The following is a 15,109-nucleotide window of genomic DNA, read 5'->3' as shown; positions in this document are numbered from 1 at the left end:
GACCCGCGACGCCCCGAATTCCTCCATGCTTGCTTGATAGGGCCATTCGGGCTGCTCACGGCTGCCATCGGGCAGGAACTCGATATGCGGCACGCCGAAGGCGCGCTGCGTGACGCAATCCGGGTCGCACAGAAGCGTGACCGCCGTCGGCCAGTGGCGGAAGTAAAGGCGGGCGTTTTCCAGCGGCGTGTTGATCACGGCCAAGGTCTCTACCCCCGCGGCGCGCAAGGCCGGCTGTACGTCGGCGAGTTGCAGCCTGGCGCCGGCAGAACGGGCAATGCAGCCCGCGATAGGAGCCGATCAGGAACGGGCGGCCGCGTGAGCTGTCGAGGGAGACCATTCCTTCGAGGTTGGCCGCCGGAAGCGCGAACGCGGGCGCAAGTTCTCCCGGTTGCAGCGGGCGTCTCTGGTCTCCCATGGAACATCTCCTTTGGGTGTCGTCCAGTGGGCTTCAACCCTTGGGCGCCGGATAGGCCAGCTTGCCTGCCTTGCCCATCATTTCAACGGTCTCGGCAACGGTGAAGAGCTGTGATGTCTTGAGGGTACGAATATGCCCGGCGAGCTCGACGCCAATGATGGCAGTCCCGGCCGTCGTAGTCGCCTGCCATGAAGTACATGCTGAGCAGTTTTCCGCCGAGCTTGTCCATCAGCGCCTTGACCGGAACGCTGCGGTCTTAGGGATTCTTGGCCAGTTTCTGCCAGCCTTCGGCGTTGTAGGCGAAGTTGGTCATGTTGGTAGGCATGCACATGTCCATTTCTTTGAAACTGACGCGAGATCGATCCAAACGGAAGGCCAGAACAACCTCGCCTCTTGTAGTTTCGAGGTCTCTTGTCCGCCTGCAACCGAGGAATGAAAACTTAAGTTCACTTCTCCCTTCCTCAGTGCTGGATTGCTTTCTCGAGAGAGTGAAACAAGACTTACACCGCATGCGGCGACAACTGCCGTGCACGGCGTAGCATTTTGAAGATGGAACCCAATCGAAATCCCATCGAGGTTTTCGCTGATCTGGCTGTGATGTCTGGCCTGCTCAAGCCTGGAGAGGCGATCCCGGCCGCTGTGCAAACCTTTGCTGAAAGCGTGGTCGCTGAATGCGCGGTGCTCGGCGATGGCTACGGCTCCGAAGACGAGACAGCAGGCGACCAGATACGCGCCAGCCTTCTAAGTCAGGACTAGGGCGGTCGGCGTCAGATCTCCCACTCGCCGATCTCGCGCACGCGCTGATCGAAGTCGAGTCGTTCGAAGCGTTCGCGAGCGCGCTCGGCGTCTCGGTGGCGCTGCCCGGTCATCGTGCCGAAGCCATGGACGACGGCCTGCACAACGCGGTTGCGAGGCTTGGAGGCGGGCACCGCAGTGCGGTTCGCCGGCCGGCGATGGCTGGTGGTGAGTCGCATGTGTGTCCTCCAATCGAACCGATGGGGTGATGGCAGATGATCTCCGGATATCGGAGACCGCGGTGAAATGTTTCAGTGACGCAAGTCGCGCTACTGGCGAAAAGCTGGCGCCTTGTGGACCATTCGAAGGTCCACCTGCCGCTTAGGAGGCGGCTGCTCTATCCATTTGAGCTAGCAGGGAAGGGTGACGGGATGGAGTCGAGAATGGGATTCGGACCCATGTGGCGCAGTGCTCACCGGACTTGCAAACCGGCGCCTTCGACCTCTTGGCTATCTCGACGAATCTGGTTTGGCGGGCGCCGGCCCGGCCATCAAGGCCGAGCCGGGACCGTCTCCGCTCCGATGCCGCCAGGCCATTCGGAACGATCCGTTGGCCATGCATCCAATGCGCGGTGGTCTGGACGTGGTTGGCGTGAACGACCTTGGCCACGCATGTTCTGAATTGCGCGTAGCTGATCGGATCCGCCAGGGTGATCACGTAGCCCTCGCTGCGTGCCCAGTCGCGCTTGCTGTCGTACAGCGCACGGATCAGGCGCTCGTCGTAGATCCCGTCGTAGAGCACCGGCACACTCACGATTCCAAGCAGCTCGAACCACTCCTGAGTCTCGTCCCAGCCCAGGCGCACGTTGCGCTCGTTCCAGATCGAGAACCCAGGAAGTAGCTCAGCAGATCGTCGTAGGCGATGGAGTGCTTCGCATACAGGTTCTCTCCGCAGACGCGCCAGCCGACCGGCAGATCCGCGGCGATGCGGGCCCATACCATGCCCTTCACCCAGTTGCGGCTGTCGTTGTGCCGGCCGTCGAGCGAGCGCGCGTGCATGCCGTCCGTGTAAAGGGTTGTGTTCTCGCCGTCCTTCTTTTCGGTGACGATGACTCGCCTTCTGATCAAYGCTTCCATGCTGGAGATGCGCCGATCGTCACCGTGCATGCCTTCGGACCAGGGCGCGTGGTGCGTGCGCGGATACTTGATCCGATCGCTGAACTCGCTGAGCACGCCGCCGGCGGCGAGGATCTTCTGCATGCTCTCGTCGAAGAACACTTCGCCCTTCAGCCTGGTGCCATCGGCCATGACCGGGTGCCCCACTTGCGGAGCGATTCGAACGCTCGTGCCGAACTCGCGCCCGGCAGCACTGTTTTCGAGGCAGGCCTCATAGTCCACTCGGGCACACATCCAGGTAGGGTTGATGAGGATTGGCAGAGAAGCAGGGAATCGAACCCTGGTGCCGCATCGCTGCAGCCATCACCATTCCAAGATGCGCCAACCGGCGCCTGTCAAAGCGTCAGCAAATGCGATGGTCGACGAAGGGCGCGCACTTTCTGTTGCAAACACGCGTGGAGTTGCTCGACGGTCGGCTTGAGAAGCACTTCGCTACGCGTTTCCCGCACTTCAGATCGCCCGAGTTGCAGCGTTGCTGAGGGGCAGTCCCCCACTTTCCATCCACTTCCATCGCCGAGCGACCGGAAGCCGGCGATCAGATCCGGTGCGGGTTTGGGGAGCGCCGTCATGAGGATGCGCTCGGGCGCGATCTTTCCAGAGAGCTTTCGTTCTGCCATCTCGCTTCCTATCGGGTTGTGCCTAGTCTTGTTTGAGCGATTCGCTGCCGACCTTGGCAACTTGTCCGTCCTGGACCGACGTGCCGCCGCCGACACCGATCGAGCCCACGATCTTCCCGTCCACGACGATCGGCAGGCCGCCCTCCAGCGGCATGGCGCCTCGAAGTGCCAGATAGCGCAATCCGATCCCGCCTCGCGCCAGCACCTCCTCGAGCTCCTTGGTGGGACGCTTGAATTGAAGTGCACTGCGCGCCTTGTCTTCGGCTCCCCCGAGAGCGCTGTACTGGGTGTTGTCCAGCTTCTCCTGCAGGACGACATGGTCGGCGCTGTCCATGACGACGATCACCATGCTCCAGCCGTTCCTCACGGCCTCCGCCTCGGCAGCGGCCGTCACCTTCTTGGCCTGGGCGAGGCCGATGGGCGCGCCATAGGGCGTGGTCGGGGGCGGCGGTGGAGATGGCGCCGTCTGCGCGGATGCAGCGGCGACGGCAAGGGTCAAGGCGAGGGCGAACGGTGCGGCAATGGCGTGCCGTGGCGTTCGCAGGACGAATTGCAAGGAATGGCGTTGCTGGAGCATGGGATCACCTTTCATATCATTTCGAATCAACCGTTGCGCGCGGTCCTGCCGGTGTGACGTCGAGGCCATCCACGCCGCTGCGCAACACCGAATCCGCGAGGAAGCCGTCCGCGCGCAGGTCGTCGAGTGCCGCGTTGATCCACTTCAGTCGATCGCTGCGGTCCAGGGGGACCGCGATCGCCTGCGGTACGCCATAGAAGTTGTCAGGCAACAGGCGAAGTCCGATTGCGTCTCGGGTATTGGCTGCCAGCCGCTGCCGGTTGCCGGCAAAGGCGATCACCGTTCCGTCCTTGAGCCACTGGACGGCCTCTCGCAACGTGTAGTCGGGTGTTGCACGAACGCGGGCGGCGCCAAGCCGCTCTCGCAGCCATACACCGACGCTGTCGTCGGTGTTCACTCCGATTGCTTGTGCGGCCCGGTCCAGCTCACGAACCGACTGCATATTCGAGTCGGCGCGCACCAGCGCACTCTGCTGCACCAGCATGTAGGTCTGGGAGTAGAGCACCACGCCCTTCCGCTGGGGATTCGGGGCTACGAATCCGATGTCGGCCGATCCGCTTCGCACCGCTTCCAGGACATCGGCTGCCGTTGCCAGTGGCTCAATGGTCGTCGGCACGCCCGCTCTGCGGCCCAGCTCACGGGTGAGATCGGCCACCACGCCCGTCACGACGCCGGTGGCAGGATCGCGGCGCGCCTGTGCCAGGTTCGCGACGATGTATGCAGCCCGCAGTTGGCCTGTGGGCGCCAGGACCGGCTCGGCGGCCATGACGGTTCCGGCGATCAGCGACGATAACAATGGATAGAAGGGAGCCAGACGGGTCATGCAGGTTTGCGCGTTGGATAGGCGCCGTTAGTCTTGGACGCATCTTTGCGCGCATGAGCGCACGCGTCCAATTTAGAATTCGCCGGTGGCGTCATCATTCCAGTGAATAACGTGCGGCTCGATCTCAATTTGGTTTCCATCCTGGAAGCCGTCATGCTCGAACGCAACGTGACACGCGCGGCGGCAAGTCTCGCGATGACCCAACCCGCCGTCAGCAACGCGCTTCGTCGCGCCCGCCAACTGACCAAGGACGATTTGTTCATCAAGGTGGCCAACGGTGTTCGTCCGACGGCGCGGATGATGGCAATGTGGCCCGACATTCATCGGTCGCTCGCCGTTTTGCGCGCCTCGATCGCGCCGCAGCACTTCGATCCGCGTGCGGACTCCACCACCTTCCGGATTGCAGTAACCGACAGCCTTGCATCCCAGGCGGTCTGCGGCATCACGCTAAAGCTGAGCGGAGCCTCGCCTTTCGGACGTGTCGCGTTCTCCCATCACACAAATGCTAGTTCCYTCGAGGCAATCGAACGCGGCACGCTGGACTGCGCAGTCGGGATGTTTCCGGCGCTGCCCCATAGCGTCCACGTGCACAGTCTTCGCGCGGACCACTACGTCTGCGTCATGAGGCGAGGGCACGAGCTCGACCTCGCGATGTCCCTCGATGCGTTTGCCGAAGCGCGGCACGTGCTCGTGTCGCCGTCGGGTCAAGACATGGGCATCGTCGACAGCTGGCTCAGCCTGCATGGCCGCAGCCGCAGCGTGGTCGCAGTCGTCAATCGCTTCGCCGACGCACTGCGGATCGTGGCCGACAGTGATCTGCTGGTATGTGTTCCCAGCGACCTTCTCCTTGACCACTCTCGCAAGCTCATGATCGAGAACAAACTTGTGACACAGGACCTGCCGTTCGAGGTGGAGAAGCTCTTGTACAAGTTGATCTGGCACGAGCGGCTGCATGCTCACCCTGCTCATCAATGGTTCCGCTCGCTCGTCGCGGAGGTCTGCGGCGCAACCGTGCGCGATCGTTGACTGAACCCTGGCCGGCGTGCAGGGCTCGTCAATGAGCGGATCCAATGAGTTCATTTGCTTTCCTCGTTGGACGCGTCGCATTCGAAGACCTCTAATTCATGGGTTACCACGAACACAACGGAGACTCTTCATGCTTCACATGTCCCGAAAGTTCGCCGCCGCGGCCTGTGCACTCGTGGTCGGGTCTTGCGGTGGCATTGCGGCCGCCGCCTCGATCGGCGGCCCCTTGAACCTGGCAGACGAGGGCATGTTCTTCGTCAACGGGAAGCCCGCCGCTTCCAGGCATCCTGGCGTTTCGCCGGCCGGCCCTGCGCGGCCGGGGACGGTGACCGTCAACCAGATGTATGTGCACTATCGCATCCCCGCAAGCAGAGGCAGCGCCATCCCCATCGTGCTGGTGCACGGCGGTGGGTTGACCGGTATGAGCTACGAGACCACTCCCGACGGACGAGAGGGCTGGGCGACCTACTTCGTGCGCAACGGGCATGCCGTCTACGTCGTCGATACGCCTGGGCGTGGTCGCTCCGGCTTCAACGCGACAGTTATCAACGAAGCCAAGATTGGGGAGAGCGTCTCCGGGTTGCCGGCCAGTGTGTTGATGGTGACGGCCGAACTTGCCTGGCCGCTTTTTCGCTTCGGCCCTTCGCTTGGGACCGCGTACCCCGACACCCAGTTTCCGATCGAAGCATTCCCGAGATTCGCTTCCCAGGGCGTGCCCTTTGCCGAGGCCATGCTCGAGGGAGGCGGCATGGCCACGGCCCCGCAGGCGCTCGCGGCGCTGCTGGAAGATATCGGGCCTGCGATCGTCATCGTCCACTCGCTGGCGGGCCCCTTTGCCGATGCCTTGGTCGGTCTGCGTCCGACCTTGGTCAAGGCCGTCATCAACATCGAGGGTGCGCAGTCGGTCGCTCCCACCGACGCGCAGATCGCGGCCTACAAGAGCGTCCCCTTGTTGGAGCTGTTCGGCGACCATCTCGACGCCCCCGTATTCACCGGCCAGCCTCGCTACGAGGCGCGCAAGGCCGTGGTCGAGCGGATCAATCGCCTCGAGGCAGGCATGGCAACCCTCGTGCGGCTTCCCGACGTAGGCATCAAAGGCAACTCGCACATGATGATGCAGGACAAGAACAATCTGGAGGTGGCTGACTTCATCCTGCGCTGGATCGCGGACAAGGTGCGCTGAGTCATCCTCCGGCGGTGCGTGACGGCAATGACGAGGCCGAATCCGTCGCTGACCGACCTCGGAGCCGGCCATTCGCTACGGACCGAAGGCAGGCATCAGTGCACAACAACTCCGAGCCGTGCCCGCATTCGACAGCGCCCCGCTCTTCGACGAAGACGAACGCGACGTCATGCTAGAGCACCTTGCTTCGAACCGGTTGGGTCGGTGTCGGTTGCTGCGCTGCGGGCGGCGCGACGATGAAGTCGACGAAGCCTTGCGCCGCGTGGGAGAGCGAAACGCCCGCTCGTCGCACGAGTGAAACCTCGCGATCGATCAGGGGGTTCTCCACACGGCGCCAGCTGATCCGCGCCGGGTCTGCCAGCTTCACCGCATAGCCGGGGAGGATCGCGACGCCGAGCCCGGCGTCCACCATCCCGATGAGCGAGCCCGCATAGTTGGCCTCCCTTGCGGGCTTCAGCATCAGCCCGGCAGCCGCGAAGCCTGCTTCGGTGAGATCTCGAAACACGCTGCCGCGGCTCAATGCGAGCACCGGTTCCAGCGCGATATCCGCCCAGGTCAGTTGCTGCAGGCGACTGAACGCATGCCCCGCCGGGAATGCGGCTGCCATGGCTTCCGAGAAGAGCAAGGTGCGCTGGATGTCGACTTCGTCCGACGCGAAAGTGCCGATACCGACGTCGGCCGCACCGCCGCGCACCAGCGGCAACACTTGGTTGGGCAGCGTGTCCTGCAGTACGACCTCGATGCCCGGGTATTGCGCGGAGAAGGCAGCCAGGATTGGCGGAAGATAGGTGCTGGACAGAACCAGCGGTGCTGCCACCACCACGCGCCCGCGTTCCCTCGCTACGAGCTTGTCCACGCCCGCAAGCGCCGACTCGAGCTCGGCCAGCACCCGTTCCGCGCGCGGGAAAAAGTCGCTTCCCGCCGCCGTCAGGGCCACGGCTCGCGTGGTGCGGTCGAACAGCCGGCTGTCGATAGCTCCTTCGAGTTCGCGCACCAGCAAGCTGAGGGCCGATTGTGTGACGTGCATGGCCTGCGCGGCCCGGGTGAAGTTGCCGAGCCGCGCGACCAGCACGAAAGCCCGGAGCTGGCGGAGAGTCACATTCATGAGCGGAGCCAATCATTCGATCGGAAAGTCTCGATTGAATTGTACCCACGCGCGTCTTCTAATCACTGCCATGCAAGCCGATGGAGGGACCCGGTCTGCACCCTCAACAGAAAGACCAGAGACATGAAACGCCGTGAACTCCTCGCCTCCGTGCCAGCGCTTGCTGCCGCCGCCTTGCCGTCATGGACCGCAGCGCAGGCAGTCTATCCGAGCGCGCCCGTCAAGGTGCTGGTGGGTTTCCCGCCTGGCACGGCAACAGACGTGGCGGTGCGTGCCGTCGTGGAGCAGATGTCTAGGCGCCTGGGCCAGCCCTTCATCGTGGACAACAGGCCCGGCGCCGGCAGCAACATCGCCGCCAAGGCAGTGGCCACGGCGCAGCCCGATGGCTACACCGTCTTCGCGATCACGATCGCCAACATCATCAACGCCGCGTTCCCGGGCGCCAATGCGGTCGATCCACTGAAAGACTTCAAGCCGATCACGCTGATCGGGAACGTTCCCAATGTGCTGGTGGTTCGTCCCTCGCTGAAGGTCTCGACCGTGGCCGAACTCATCGCCCTCGCGAAGGCCAAGCCGGGTTCCCTGGCCTATGCATCCTCCGGCGTCGGAACCTCGCCCCACCTGTCTGGCGAACTGTTCGCACTGATGGCCGACGTCAAAATGGTCCACGTTCCGTACAGGGGAAGTACGCCCGCGGTGACCGACTTGCTCGGCGGCCAGGTGCAGCTCATGTTCTCGCCGGCTTCGACCGTGCTGCCGCACGTGCGCGCGAACAAACTGGTGGCATTGGCCGTCACCAGCCCTCGCAGGACCTCAAGCGCGCCGGATCTGCACACGCTCGACGAGTTGGGGCTGAAGGGCTTCGACACCTCGGTGTGGATGGGGCTGGTGGCCCCGGCCCAGACGCCATCCAGCGTCATCAGCAAGCTGCGCACCACGGCCCATGCGGCGCTCGATTCGAGCGAGATTCAGGCGATCTACAAGGCGCAGACCATCGACGTTCTCAAGACCAGCGACGAAGCGCTGTCCCGCTTCCTGCAGAGCGAGGGCGCGCGGTGGTCGAAGTTCATTCAGCAGACGGGCATCAAGCCTGAGTGAGAGAAGCATTTTCTTCAGAAAGGAATATCGAAATGTCAAAACTGCGCGCTACCGAGTGCCGCGAATTCATCGCAGCGGTCACCGAGAAGGCTGCGGAGATGGGGGTGCCAATCTCTGTCGCCATCGTCGGACCCGAAGGACACCTGATCGCGCTCGAGCGCATGGATGACGCGGGCTTCATCACTCCGGACACGGCTCGCGCGAAGGCGTTCACCGCGGCCGCTTTCCGCTCGATGAGCCCGCGTTTCAGCGACGGCCTGGTCATTCAACAGTGGTTCAAGGAGCGCAACCCGCAGATGCTGGCCAATGCATCTGTCTTCACCAACGGTCAGGTTGTGGCCTCCGGTGGCTGTGCGCCCGTGTTCAAAGGCAACGAGATGGTCGGCGCCTACGGCATCAGCGGTGCGACGGGCGACCAGGACGAGGAGATCGGCCAGCACGCTCGCGCGAAGGTGGGTTGGGCGCACATGCCGGTCGATGACACGACGCCCGAAAGCGTGAAGAGGCACGTGAACGAGATCTACGGCAAGGTCGGCCTGAAGGATCGCGCCCTCTGAGTGCCGCGCGCGGCAGCCGAGCCTGCGCGCGTTGGCCCCGTCCCCGAATTTTCAATCTGCCTGCCGCGCGCGGGCAACGGAGAACCCATGCCTTCCCAACCAGCCGTGCTGGCTGAAGCAGCCGACGCCCTGTGGGGCGCCGCCGAGACCGGCAACTACACGCAGCCGTTGAGAGTCACCTATCCCGGCCTGGATGCGGCCGACGCGTACGCCATTCAGCGGATGAACACCGAGCGCAGACTGGCCGAAGGCTGTCGCGTGGTCGGCCGCAAGATCGGGCTGACGGCACGCGCCGTTCAGGCGCAGCTCGGCGTTGCCCAGCCTGATTTCGGTGTGCTCTTCGACGACATGAGTTTCGGCGACGCAGAACCGATTCCCATGCGGAAGCTTCAGCAGCCGAAGGTCGAGGCAGAGATTGCTTTCATGCTCGGCCGGGACCTCGACTTGGGAAACCCCGGGCACGCGGACGTCATCAAGGCGGTGGACCACGTCCTTCCGGCGATCGAAATCGTGGGTAGCCGCATCGCGAGCTGGGACATCCGGTTCGTCGACACGGTCGCGGACAACGCATCCTCAGGCGCCTTCGTCCTGGGCGGATCCCCGCGGCTGCTCGGGGAGGTCGACCTCAGGCTATGCGGCATGGTCATGAACCGGCGCGGCGAGCCGGTGTCGGTCGGCGCGGGTGCGGCATGCCTGGGCAACCCGATCAATGCGGTGGTCTGGCTGGCCCGCACCATGGCCGCGCTCGGACAACCGCTGCGCGCCGGCGACCTGGTGCTGTCGGGCGCACTCGGCCCGATGGTGACGGTCGCACCCGGCGACGTGTTCGAAGCCCGCATCAACGGCCTCGGAGGCGTCAAGGCCGTATTCGAAGCCACTGATGCCACGAAGGAATCCAGATGAGCCAGGCACTCGAAATCGCGCAACTGCTGGACAATGCCGCCAGCCATGCCAAGGCGGTGCAGCAGATCGACCCGATGGGCGAGCTCTCGCTGGCCGAGGCCTACGCGATCCAATCCGCCTCCGTTCAGCGACGCGTTGCGCGCGGCGAGCGCCGCGTCGGTGTGAAGATGGGCTTCACGAGCCGCGCCAAGATGGTTCAGATGGGCGTCGACGATGTCATCTGGGGACGCCTGTCGAGCGGCATGCAGGTGGAAGAGGGCACGCCGGTGAAGTTCGCGCGCTTCGTCCATCCGCGTGTTGAGCCGGAGCTGGCCTTCGTGCTGAAGAAAGCGCTGGCCGGCGACGTCACCGCGGTCGAGGCGCTCGCCGCGGTCGAAGCCGTGGCGCCGGCGCTCGAGATCATCGACTCGCGCTACCAGGACTTCAAGTTCAGCCTGCCCGACGTGATCGCGGACAACGCCTCGTCGAGCGGCTTCGTGATCGGTGCCTGGAGCGACCCGCACCAGGATTTCAGCAATCTGGGCCTCACGATGAGCATCGACGGGCGCGTGGTGCAGGTCGGTTCCACCGCCGCCATCCTGGGACATCCGCTGCGCTCGCTGGTCGCCGCGGCGCGCCTCTCGGCGGCGGCCGGCGAGCCGCTGCAGGCCGGCTGGGTGGTGATGGCGGGCGGCGCCACGCCGGCCGAGTGGATCAAGCCGGGYCAGTCCATCTCGATCGAGATGGAGCGCCTCGGAACCGCCGGCTTCCATGTCGAGGAGTGAACCGTGCCCATTGCCTTGATCAAGATCATTGAGGGGCGGAGCCCTGAAAAAAAGCGCCGACTGATAGAGACCGTTTCTCGGGCCATGGCGGACAGCCTCGAGATGCCACTCGGCGCAGTGCGGGTCCTTCTCCACGAATATCCGGCAGGCCATTGGGGACGCGGGGGCCGGCTCGTGTCCGACATCTCAGATAGAGGGCCCTCCGAACCTCCCGGCGCCCAAGTGGCCGACGCGACGGCCAAGCTGTTCGCGAACTGAAAGAAGCAACATGCAGAACAAATTGAAGGTCGCAATCATCGGTCCGGGCAACATCGGCACCGACCTGATGATAAAAGTCATGCGCAACAGCAAACACCTCGAGATGGGTGCGATGGTCGGGGTCGACCCGAAGTCCGACGGCCTGGCGCGGGCCGAGCGCTTCGGCATCGCCACCACGGCGGAAGGCATCGAAGGGCTGGTGCGGCTCGGCGTGTTCCGCGACGTCGACATCGTGTTCGATGCCACTTCGGCCGGTGCCCACAAGCGCCACAACGAGGTGCTGCAGGCCCATGGCGTGCAGGTCATCGACCTGACACCCGCTGCCATCGGCCCTTACGTGATCCCCGCGATCAACCTCGATGCCCAGAACGCCAGCAACATGAACATGGTGACGTGCGGCGGGCAGGCGACCATCCCCGTGGTGGCCGCGGTATCTCGCGTCGCGAAGGTGTACTACGCTGAGATCGTCGCATCGATCTCGAGCAGGAGCGCCGGCCCGGGCACGCGCGCAAACATCGACGAGTTCACCGAAACAACCCGGGCCGCGATCGAGGAGCTCGGCGGCGCAGAGCGCGGCAAGGCGATCATCGTGCTGAACCCGGCGGAGCCGCCGCTGATCATGCGCGACACGGTGTTCGTGCTGTCTGAGATGGCCGACCAGGCTGCGGTGGACGCCAGCATTGCGAAGATGGTGGCGGACGTGCAGGCTTACGTGCCTGGTTACCGCATGAAGCAGCGAGTGCAGTTTGACGTGATCCCGGCCGACCGGCCGCTCAACGTGCCCAAGCTCGGCTTGCGCCACGGGCTCAAGACCTCGGTGTACCTCGAGGTTGAAGGCGCCGCGCACTACCTGCCGGCCTACGCCGGAAACCTCGACATCATGACCTCGGCCGCGCTCGCGTGCGCGGAGCTGATGGCGCAACGACGCATCGCCAGCGGCATCGCTCGCGGGCTGAAGGAGATCGCATGAAGCCGGCCAAAAAGCTCTACATCAGCGACGTGACCCTGCGTGACGGCAGCCATGCCGTTCGTCAGCAGTACAGTATCGCGCACGTCAAGGCGATATCCGCGGCGCTGGACGTTGCCGGCGTCGACAGCATCGAAGTCGCGCATGGCGACGGGCTGGAAGGCTCCAGTTTCAACTACGGCTTCGGTGCGCATACCGATGTCGAATGGATCGCGGCGGTGGCCGAAACGGTCAAGACCGCAAAGGTCGCAACCTTGCTGTTGCCGGGCATCGGCACCACACACGACCTGCGCAACGCCTACGATGCAGGCGCGCGCATCGTGCGTGTCGCAACGCACTGCACCGAGGCCGACGTGTCTCGCCAGCATCTGGAATACGCGCGCGAACTCGGCATGGACCCGGTGGGTTTCCTGATGATGAGCCATATGACCACGCCGAAGAAGCTGGCCGAGCAGGCGCTGCTGATGGAAAGCTATGGCGCGAGCTGCGTCTACGTGGTCGACTCCGGCGGTGCGCTCGGCATGGACGACGTGCGCTACCGGTTCCGAGCGTTTAAGGAGGCGCTGAGAGCCGATACGCAGACGGGCATCCACGCGCACCACAACCTGAGCYTTGGCGTGGCGAACTCGATCGTGGCCGTGGAAGAGGGCTGCGATCGCATCGACGCCAGCCTGGCCGGCATGGGCGCCGGTGCCGGCAACGCGCCGCTCGAGGTGTTCATCGCGGCGTCCGAGCGCCAGGGCTGGCACCATGGCACCGATCTGTACAAGCTGATGGACGCGGCCGACGACCTGGTGCGCCCGCTGCAGGATCGTCCGGTGCGGGTCGATCGCGAGACGCTCGCGCTTGGCTATGCAGGCGTTTACTCAAGCTTTCTGCGCCATGCCGAAGCGGCAGCGGAGAAATACGAGTTGAAGACCGTTGACATCCTTGTCGAACTGGGCGCACGCAAGTTGGTCGGGGGCCAAGAGGACATGATCGTCGACGTAGCGCTTGACTTGTTGCGCCAAGCCGAACAACAACCGCCTGCTTTAGGGACTTGTCATGAGCGAAGCACCCTAACACCCTGACAACTACGTCAGGAGTTCCAGCGCACCCTGCGGATTCCCATGATCAGTCAAGTGCGAACGCTATGGAAACGCCGCAAACTCGCTCGGTTGCAAKTCGTGGTTATACAAAGAATTGGATCCTCATGCCCATTGTTCAGATTTCACTTGTCGAAGGTAGAAAGCCCGACGACATCAAGCGTTGTGCAAAAGCGGTAGCGGCTGCCGTGCACGACAACCTGTGCACGCCACTGACAACTATCTGCGTGACCGTGAACCAGATTGGACCGTGCGCTCACGCCGCGCGTGGATCGTGAGAAAGGATGTGATGTGGTCGGAGGTGCGGCAAACACCACTGCGACCGGTTACGACTTGGGCGTGCGTCATCGCTTTTAGGTGGGAACTCTGGGAATCTGATTTGTGGACAAGCCCTCTGCAATCCTCGGTATCGCAGAGTGGTTCGTGGAGTGCCGACGCATCTGGTTCGGCGAATCGGTGGCCCCATCATCGACGGAGACAACAATGACTCTACTTCTCCAATGCCTGCGAGACCTCCGGACCAAGTCTGGTGATTTCGATCTGCTTCCACCACCGGCCCAAGGTGCTTCGGATCGCCTTGGGCACCATCCGCGCAACCTCAGCGAACTGCGCGACGCTTTGCCACGATCCGGATGTGACGAGGTTTGTGGCGTTCTGTGGCCGAACTACACGAAGCCTCTCGCGGGAGCTTCGCCCTCATGGTTCACTTCGCGTCGACGCGCTGCTGGTTGAACACAAGTCGGGCCCGCCGGTCGGCTCTCACCACCGGAAGGCGAACTCAAGGGCTCTGGTGCAAATTTCTGGCGCGGCCGAACTGCGGACACGAAGGCGCCGCGCAATTCAGGCTGAAAGTACGGCGTTTCAGACTACGGGCGCGGCTTGGCTTTTGACGCGCAGCCGGCCCAGATTGAACTGRCCCTTGCGAATGCGATGCAGCAACTCCACACCAGCAATCGTCACGGCCGCACGATCGAAGCTGATGCGCGACTTCACCTCGGTGGTCCTGCTCGATCATGTTGTTGAGATACTCGGACGACCGCAGTCGTGTGCCCTTCCAACGGGTGCTCTGCGCGGGCGGTTCCCGCGCGGCGCGATGCGAGGCAGCGTAGCCGTCCAGCGTGATGGTCACTGGAGGTTGGCCCTGAGTATCCAACGCTTCGCGAACCCTGGCATCGCGGTCGGCGCTCAGGCGAAAGTCGACTATCTGGCCTAGAGATAGGTCCACTTGCCGCGGATCTTCACGTAGGTCCTCGTCGACGCGCCAAGAGCGACCGGCCTTACGGGCAAAGCGATCCCCGCGCTTTTCGAACTCAGGCACGAAGCGCTGCACCCAGCGCATGATGGTGGTGTCGTCCAACGAGTGACCGCACTCCCATCATCTCCACCAGGTCAGGTCACGCAGGCTCAGCTTGAAGCGCAGGTGCCAGCGAACGCACAGGACGATGAATTCGCGCTCGAAGTGTTGGCCCTTGAACAGTTCGGCCATGCTCTGCTACCGCTGCGCCATCGACCCGCCGTCCGTTCAAAGCGCGTAGCCTACCGGAGGCGAAAGTTTGCACCAGAGCCGCCTCACTGCGCGCCAGAACGATCAACACGATGGTGACTGTTACCGCGCCTCCGATGCGCGTAGCGATTTGTGCAAACGGCATGAGCGTCATGCGATTCGCAGCAGTCAGGGATGGCTAGGTCGCCCGTACCGCCCTGTCCGCTGTGACATGCATTCACGATGGCCGCCTCGATCGGGTACATGTTCAGCCAGCGCACGACGACGGCTCCAGTTGCCATCAGCGTCACGACGGTCGAGACAATGGTGATCAG

General features: G+C 63.7%; 15 protein-coding genes, 2 tRNA genes and 4 pseudogenes. 11 read left to right on the top strand and 10 right to left on the bottom strand.

Translation table 11 applies throughout. The features are described from left to right. Positions 1–204: hypothetical protein (locus tag AC1DY5_RS17000; RefSeq protein ID WP_478113175.1), on the bottom strand; the 204-nt coding region annotated here is incomplete at its 3' end. Positions 205–967: 763 nt separating this feature from the next. Here AC1DY5_RS17000 and AC1DY5_RS16995 point away from each other — a divergent pair. After that, a complete protein-coding gene (locus tag AC1DY5_RS16995) occupies positions 968–1,174 on the top strand; it encodes a hypothetical protein (protein ID WP_478113173.1) in 207 nt (68 codons plus the stop codon). A gap of 11 nt (positions 1,175–1,185) precedes the next feature. Here AC1DY5_RS16995 and AC1DY5_RS16990 read toward each other — a convergent pair whose 3' ends face one another. The 4 genes and pseudogenes from AC1DY5_RS16990 to AC1DY5_RS16975 form a co-directional block, all read right to left on the bottom strand. Beyond that, positions 1,186–1,392 (bottom strand): short-chain dehydrogenase, encoded by a 207-nt coding sequence (locus tag AC1DY5_RS16990; RefSeq protein ID WP_478113171.1) that lies wholly within the window; start codon positions 1,390–1,392, stop codon positions 1,186–1,188. A gap of 105 nt (positions 1,393–1,497) precedes the next feature. Next, positions 1,498–1,568 (bottom strand) — tRNA-Arg (locus tag AC1DY5_RS16985). A 17-nt stretch (positions 1,569–1,585) separates the two neighbouring features. Continuing rightward, positions 1,586–1,672 (bottom strand) — tRNA-Cys (locus AC1DY5_RS16980). A gap of 195 nt (positions 1,673–1,867) precedes the next feature. Next, positions 1,868–2,211, bottom strand: a pseudogene (locus AC1DY5_RS16975) (RNA ligase family protein); the annotation flags it as partial. 440 nt (positions 2,212–2,651) lie between these two features. Here AC1DY5_RS16975 and AC1DY5_RS16970 point away from each other — a divergent pair. After that, positions 2,652–2,807, top strand: a pseudogene (locus tag AC1DY5_RS16970) (ISKra4 family transposase); the annotation flags it as partial. A 160-nt stretch (positions 2,808–2,967) separates the two neighbouring features. Here the strand turns inward: AC1DY5_RS16970 and AC1DY5_RS16965 are convergent. Further along, entirely contained in the window at positions 2,968–3,591 is a 624-nt protein-coding gene (locus tag AC1DY5_RS16965; RefSeq protein ID WP_478113170.1) for a GlcG/HbpS family heme-binding protein, read from the bottom strand. Continuing rightward, a complete protein-coding gene (locus AC1DY5_RS16960; RefSeq protein WP_478113168.1) occupies positions 3,539–4,345 on the bottom strand; it encodes a transporter substrate-binding domain-containing protein in 807 nt (268 codons plus the stop codon). Before AC1DY5_RS16960 ends, AC1DY5_RS16965 begins: the two co-directional genes overlap by 53 nt. A gap of 111 nt (positions 4,346–4,456) precedes the next feature. Between AC1DY5_RS16960 and AC1DY5_RS16955 the strand changes: the two genes are divergently transcribed. Further along, positions 4,457–5,371, top strand: a complete 915-nt coding sequence (locus AC1DY5_RS16955) for a LysR family transcriptional regulator (protein ID WP_478113166.1) — start codon at positions 4,457–4,459, stop codon at positions 5,369–5,371. A gap of 226 nt (positions 5,372–5,597) precedes the next feature. Next, a complete protein-coding gene (locus AC1DY5_RS16950) occupies positions 5,598–6,554 on the top strand; it encodes a lysophospholipase (protein WP_478113165.1) in 957 nt (318 codons plus the stop codon). 172 nt (positions 6,555–6,726) lie between these two features. Here the strand turns inward: AC1DY5_RS16950 and AC1DY5_RS16945 are convergent, their stop codons facing one another. After that, on the bottom strand, positions 6,727–7,659 hold the full coding sequence (locus AC1DY5_RS16945; RefSeq protein ID WP_478113163.1) for a LysR family transcriptional regulator: 933 nt from the start codon (positions 7,657–7,659) through the stop codon (positions 6,727–6,729). 123 nt (positions 7,660–7,782) lie between these two features. On the opposite strand from AC1DY5_RS16945, the gene AC1DY5_RS16940 reads away from it, so the two are divergent. From AC1DY5_RS16940 to dmpG, 7 genes are all read left to right on the top strand, one after another. Next, the gene (locus AC1DY5_RS16940; protein WP_478113162.1) at positions 7,783–8,757 is read left to right on the top strand and encodes a tripartite tricarboxylate transporter substrate binding protein; all 975 of its coding nucleotides are present in this window, start codon (positions 7,783–7,785) and stop codon (positions 8,755–8,757) included. Positions 8,758–8,789: 32 nt separating this feature from the next. Further along, the gene (locus tag AC1DY5_RS16935) at positions 8,790–9,314 is read left to right on the top strand and encodes a GlcG/HbpS family heme-binding protein (RefSeq protein ID WP_478113160.1); all 525 of its coding nucleotides are present in this window, start codon (positions 8,790–8,792) and stop codon (positions 9,312–9,314) included. A gap of 87 nt (positions 9,315–9,401) precedes the next feature. Then, complete coding sequence (locus AC1DY5_RS16930; protein WP_478113177.1) at positions 9,402–10,217, top strand: 2-keto-4-pentenoate hydratase; 816 nt, start codon at positions 9,402–9,404, stop codon at positions 10,215–10,217. Next, the gene (locus AC1DY5_RS16925; RefSeq protein WP_478113159.1) at positions 10,214–10,981 is read left to right on the top strand and encodes a 2-keto-4-pentenoate hydratase; all 768 of its coding nucleotides are present in this window, start codon (positions 10,214–10,216) and stop codon (positions 10,979–10,981) included. Before AC1DY5_RS16930 ends, AC1DY5_RS16925 begins: the two co-directional genes overlap by 4 nt. A gap of 3 nt (positions 10,982–10,984) precedes the next feature. Continuing rightward, positions 10,985–11,239, top strand: coding sequence for a 4-oxalocrotonate tautomerase family protein (locus AC1DY5_RS16920; RefSeq protein ID WP_478113157.1), 255 nt, complete (start codon positions 10,985–10,987; stop codon positions 11,237–11,239). Positions 11,240–11,249: 10 nt separating this feature from the next. Then, a complete protein-coding gene (locus tag AC1DY5_RS16915; RefSeq protein ID WP_478113156.1) occupies positions 11,250–12,209 on the top strand; it encodes an acetaldehyde dehydrogenase (acetylating) in 960 nt (319 codons plus the stop codon). Beyond that, on the top strand, positions 12,206–13,276 hold the full coding sequence (dmpG, locus tag AC1DY5_RS16910; RefSeq protein ID WP_478113154.1) for a 4-hydroxy-2-oxovalerate aldolase: 1,071 nt from the start codon (positions 12,206–12,208) through the stop codon (positions 13,274–13,276). Before AC1DY5_RS16915 ends, dmpG begins: the two co-directional genes overlap by 4 nt. Before the next feature lie 876 nt (positions 13,277–14,152). Here the strand turns inward: dmpG and AC1DY5_RS16905 are convergent. Together AC1DY5_RS16905 and AC1DY5_RS16900 are read right to left on the bottom strand one after the other, a co-directional pair. Continuing rightward, positions 14,153–14,777, bottom strand: a pseudogene (locus AC1DY5_RS16905) (IS6 family transposase). Between the two features lie 91 nt (positions 14,778–14,868). Next, positions 14,869–15,109 (bottom strand): annotated as a pseudogene (locus AC1DY5_RS16900) (2-hydroxycarboxylate transporter family protein); the annotation flags it as partial.

The organism is Variovorax sp. P4_D9 (genome assembly GCF_056401695.1).
The sequence above is the reverse complement of the archived record's forward strand: the minus strand, read 5'-3'. Positions and strand labels throughout refer to the sequence as shown.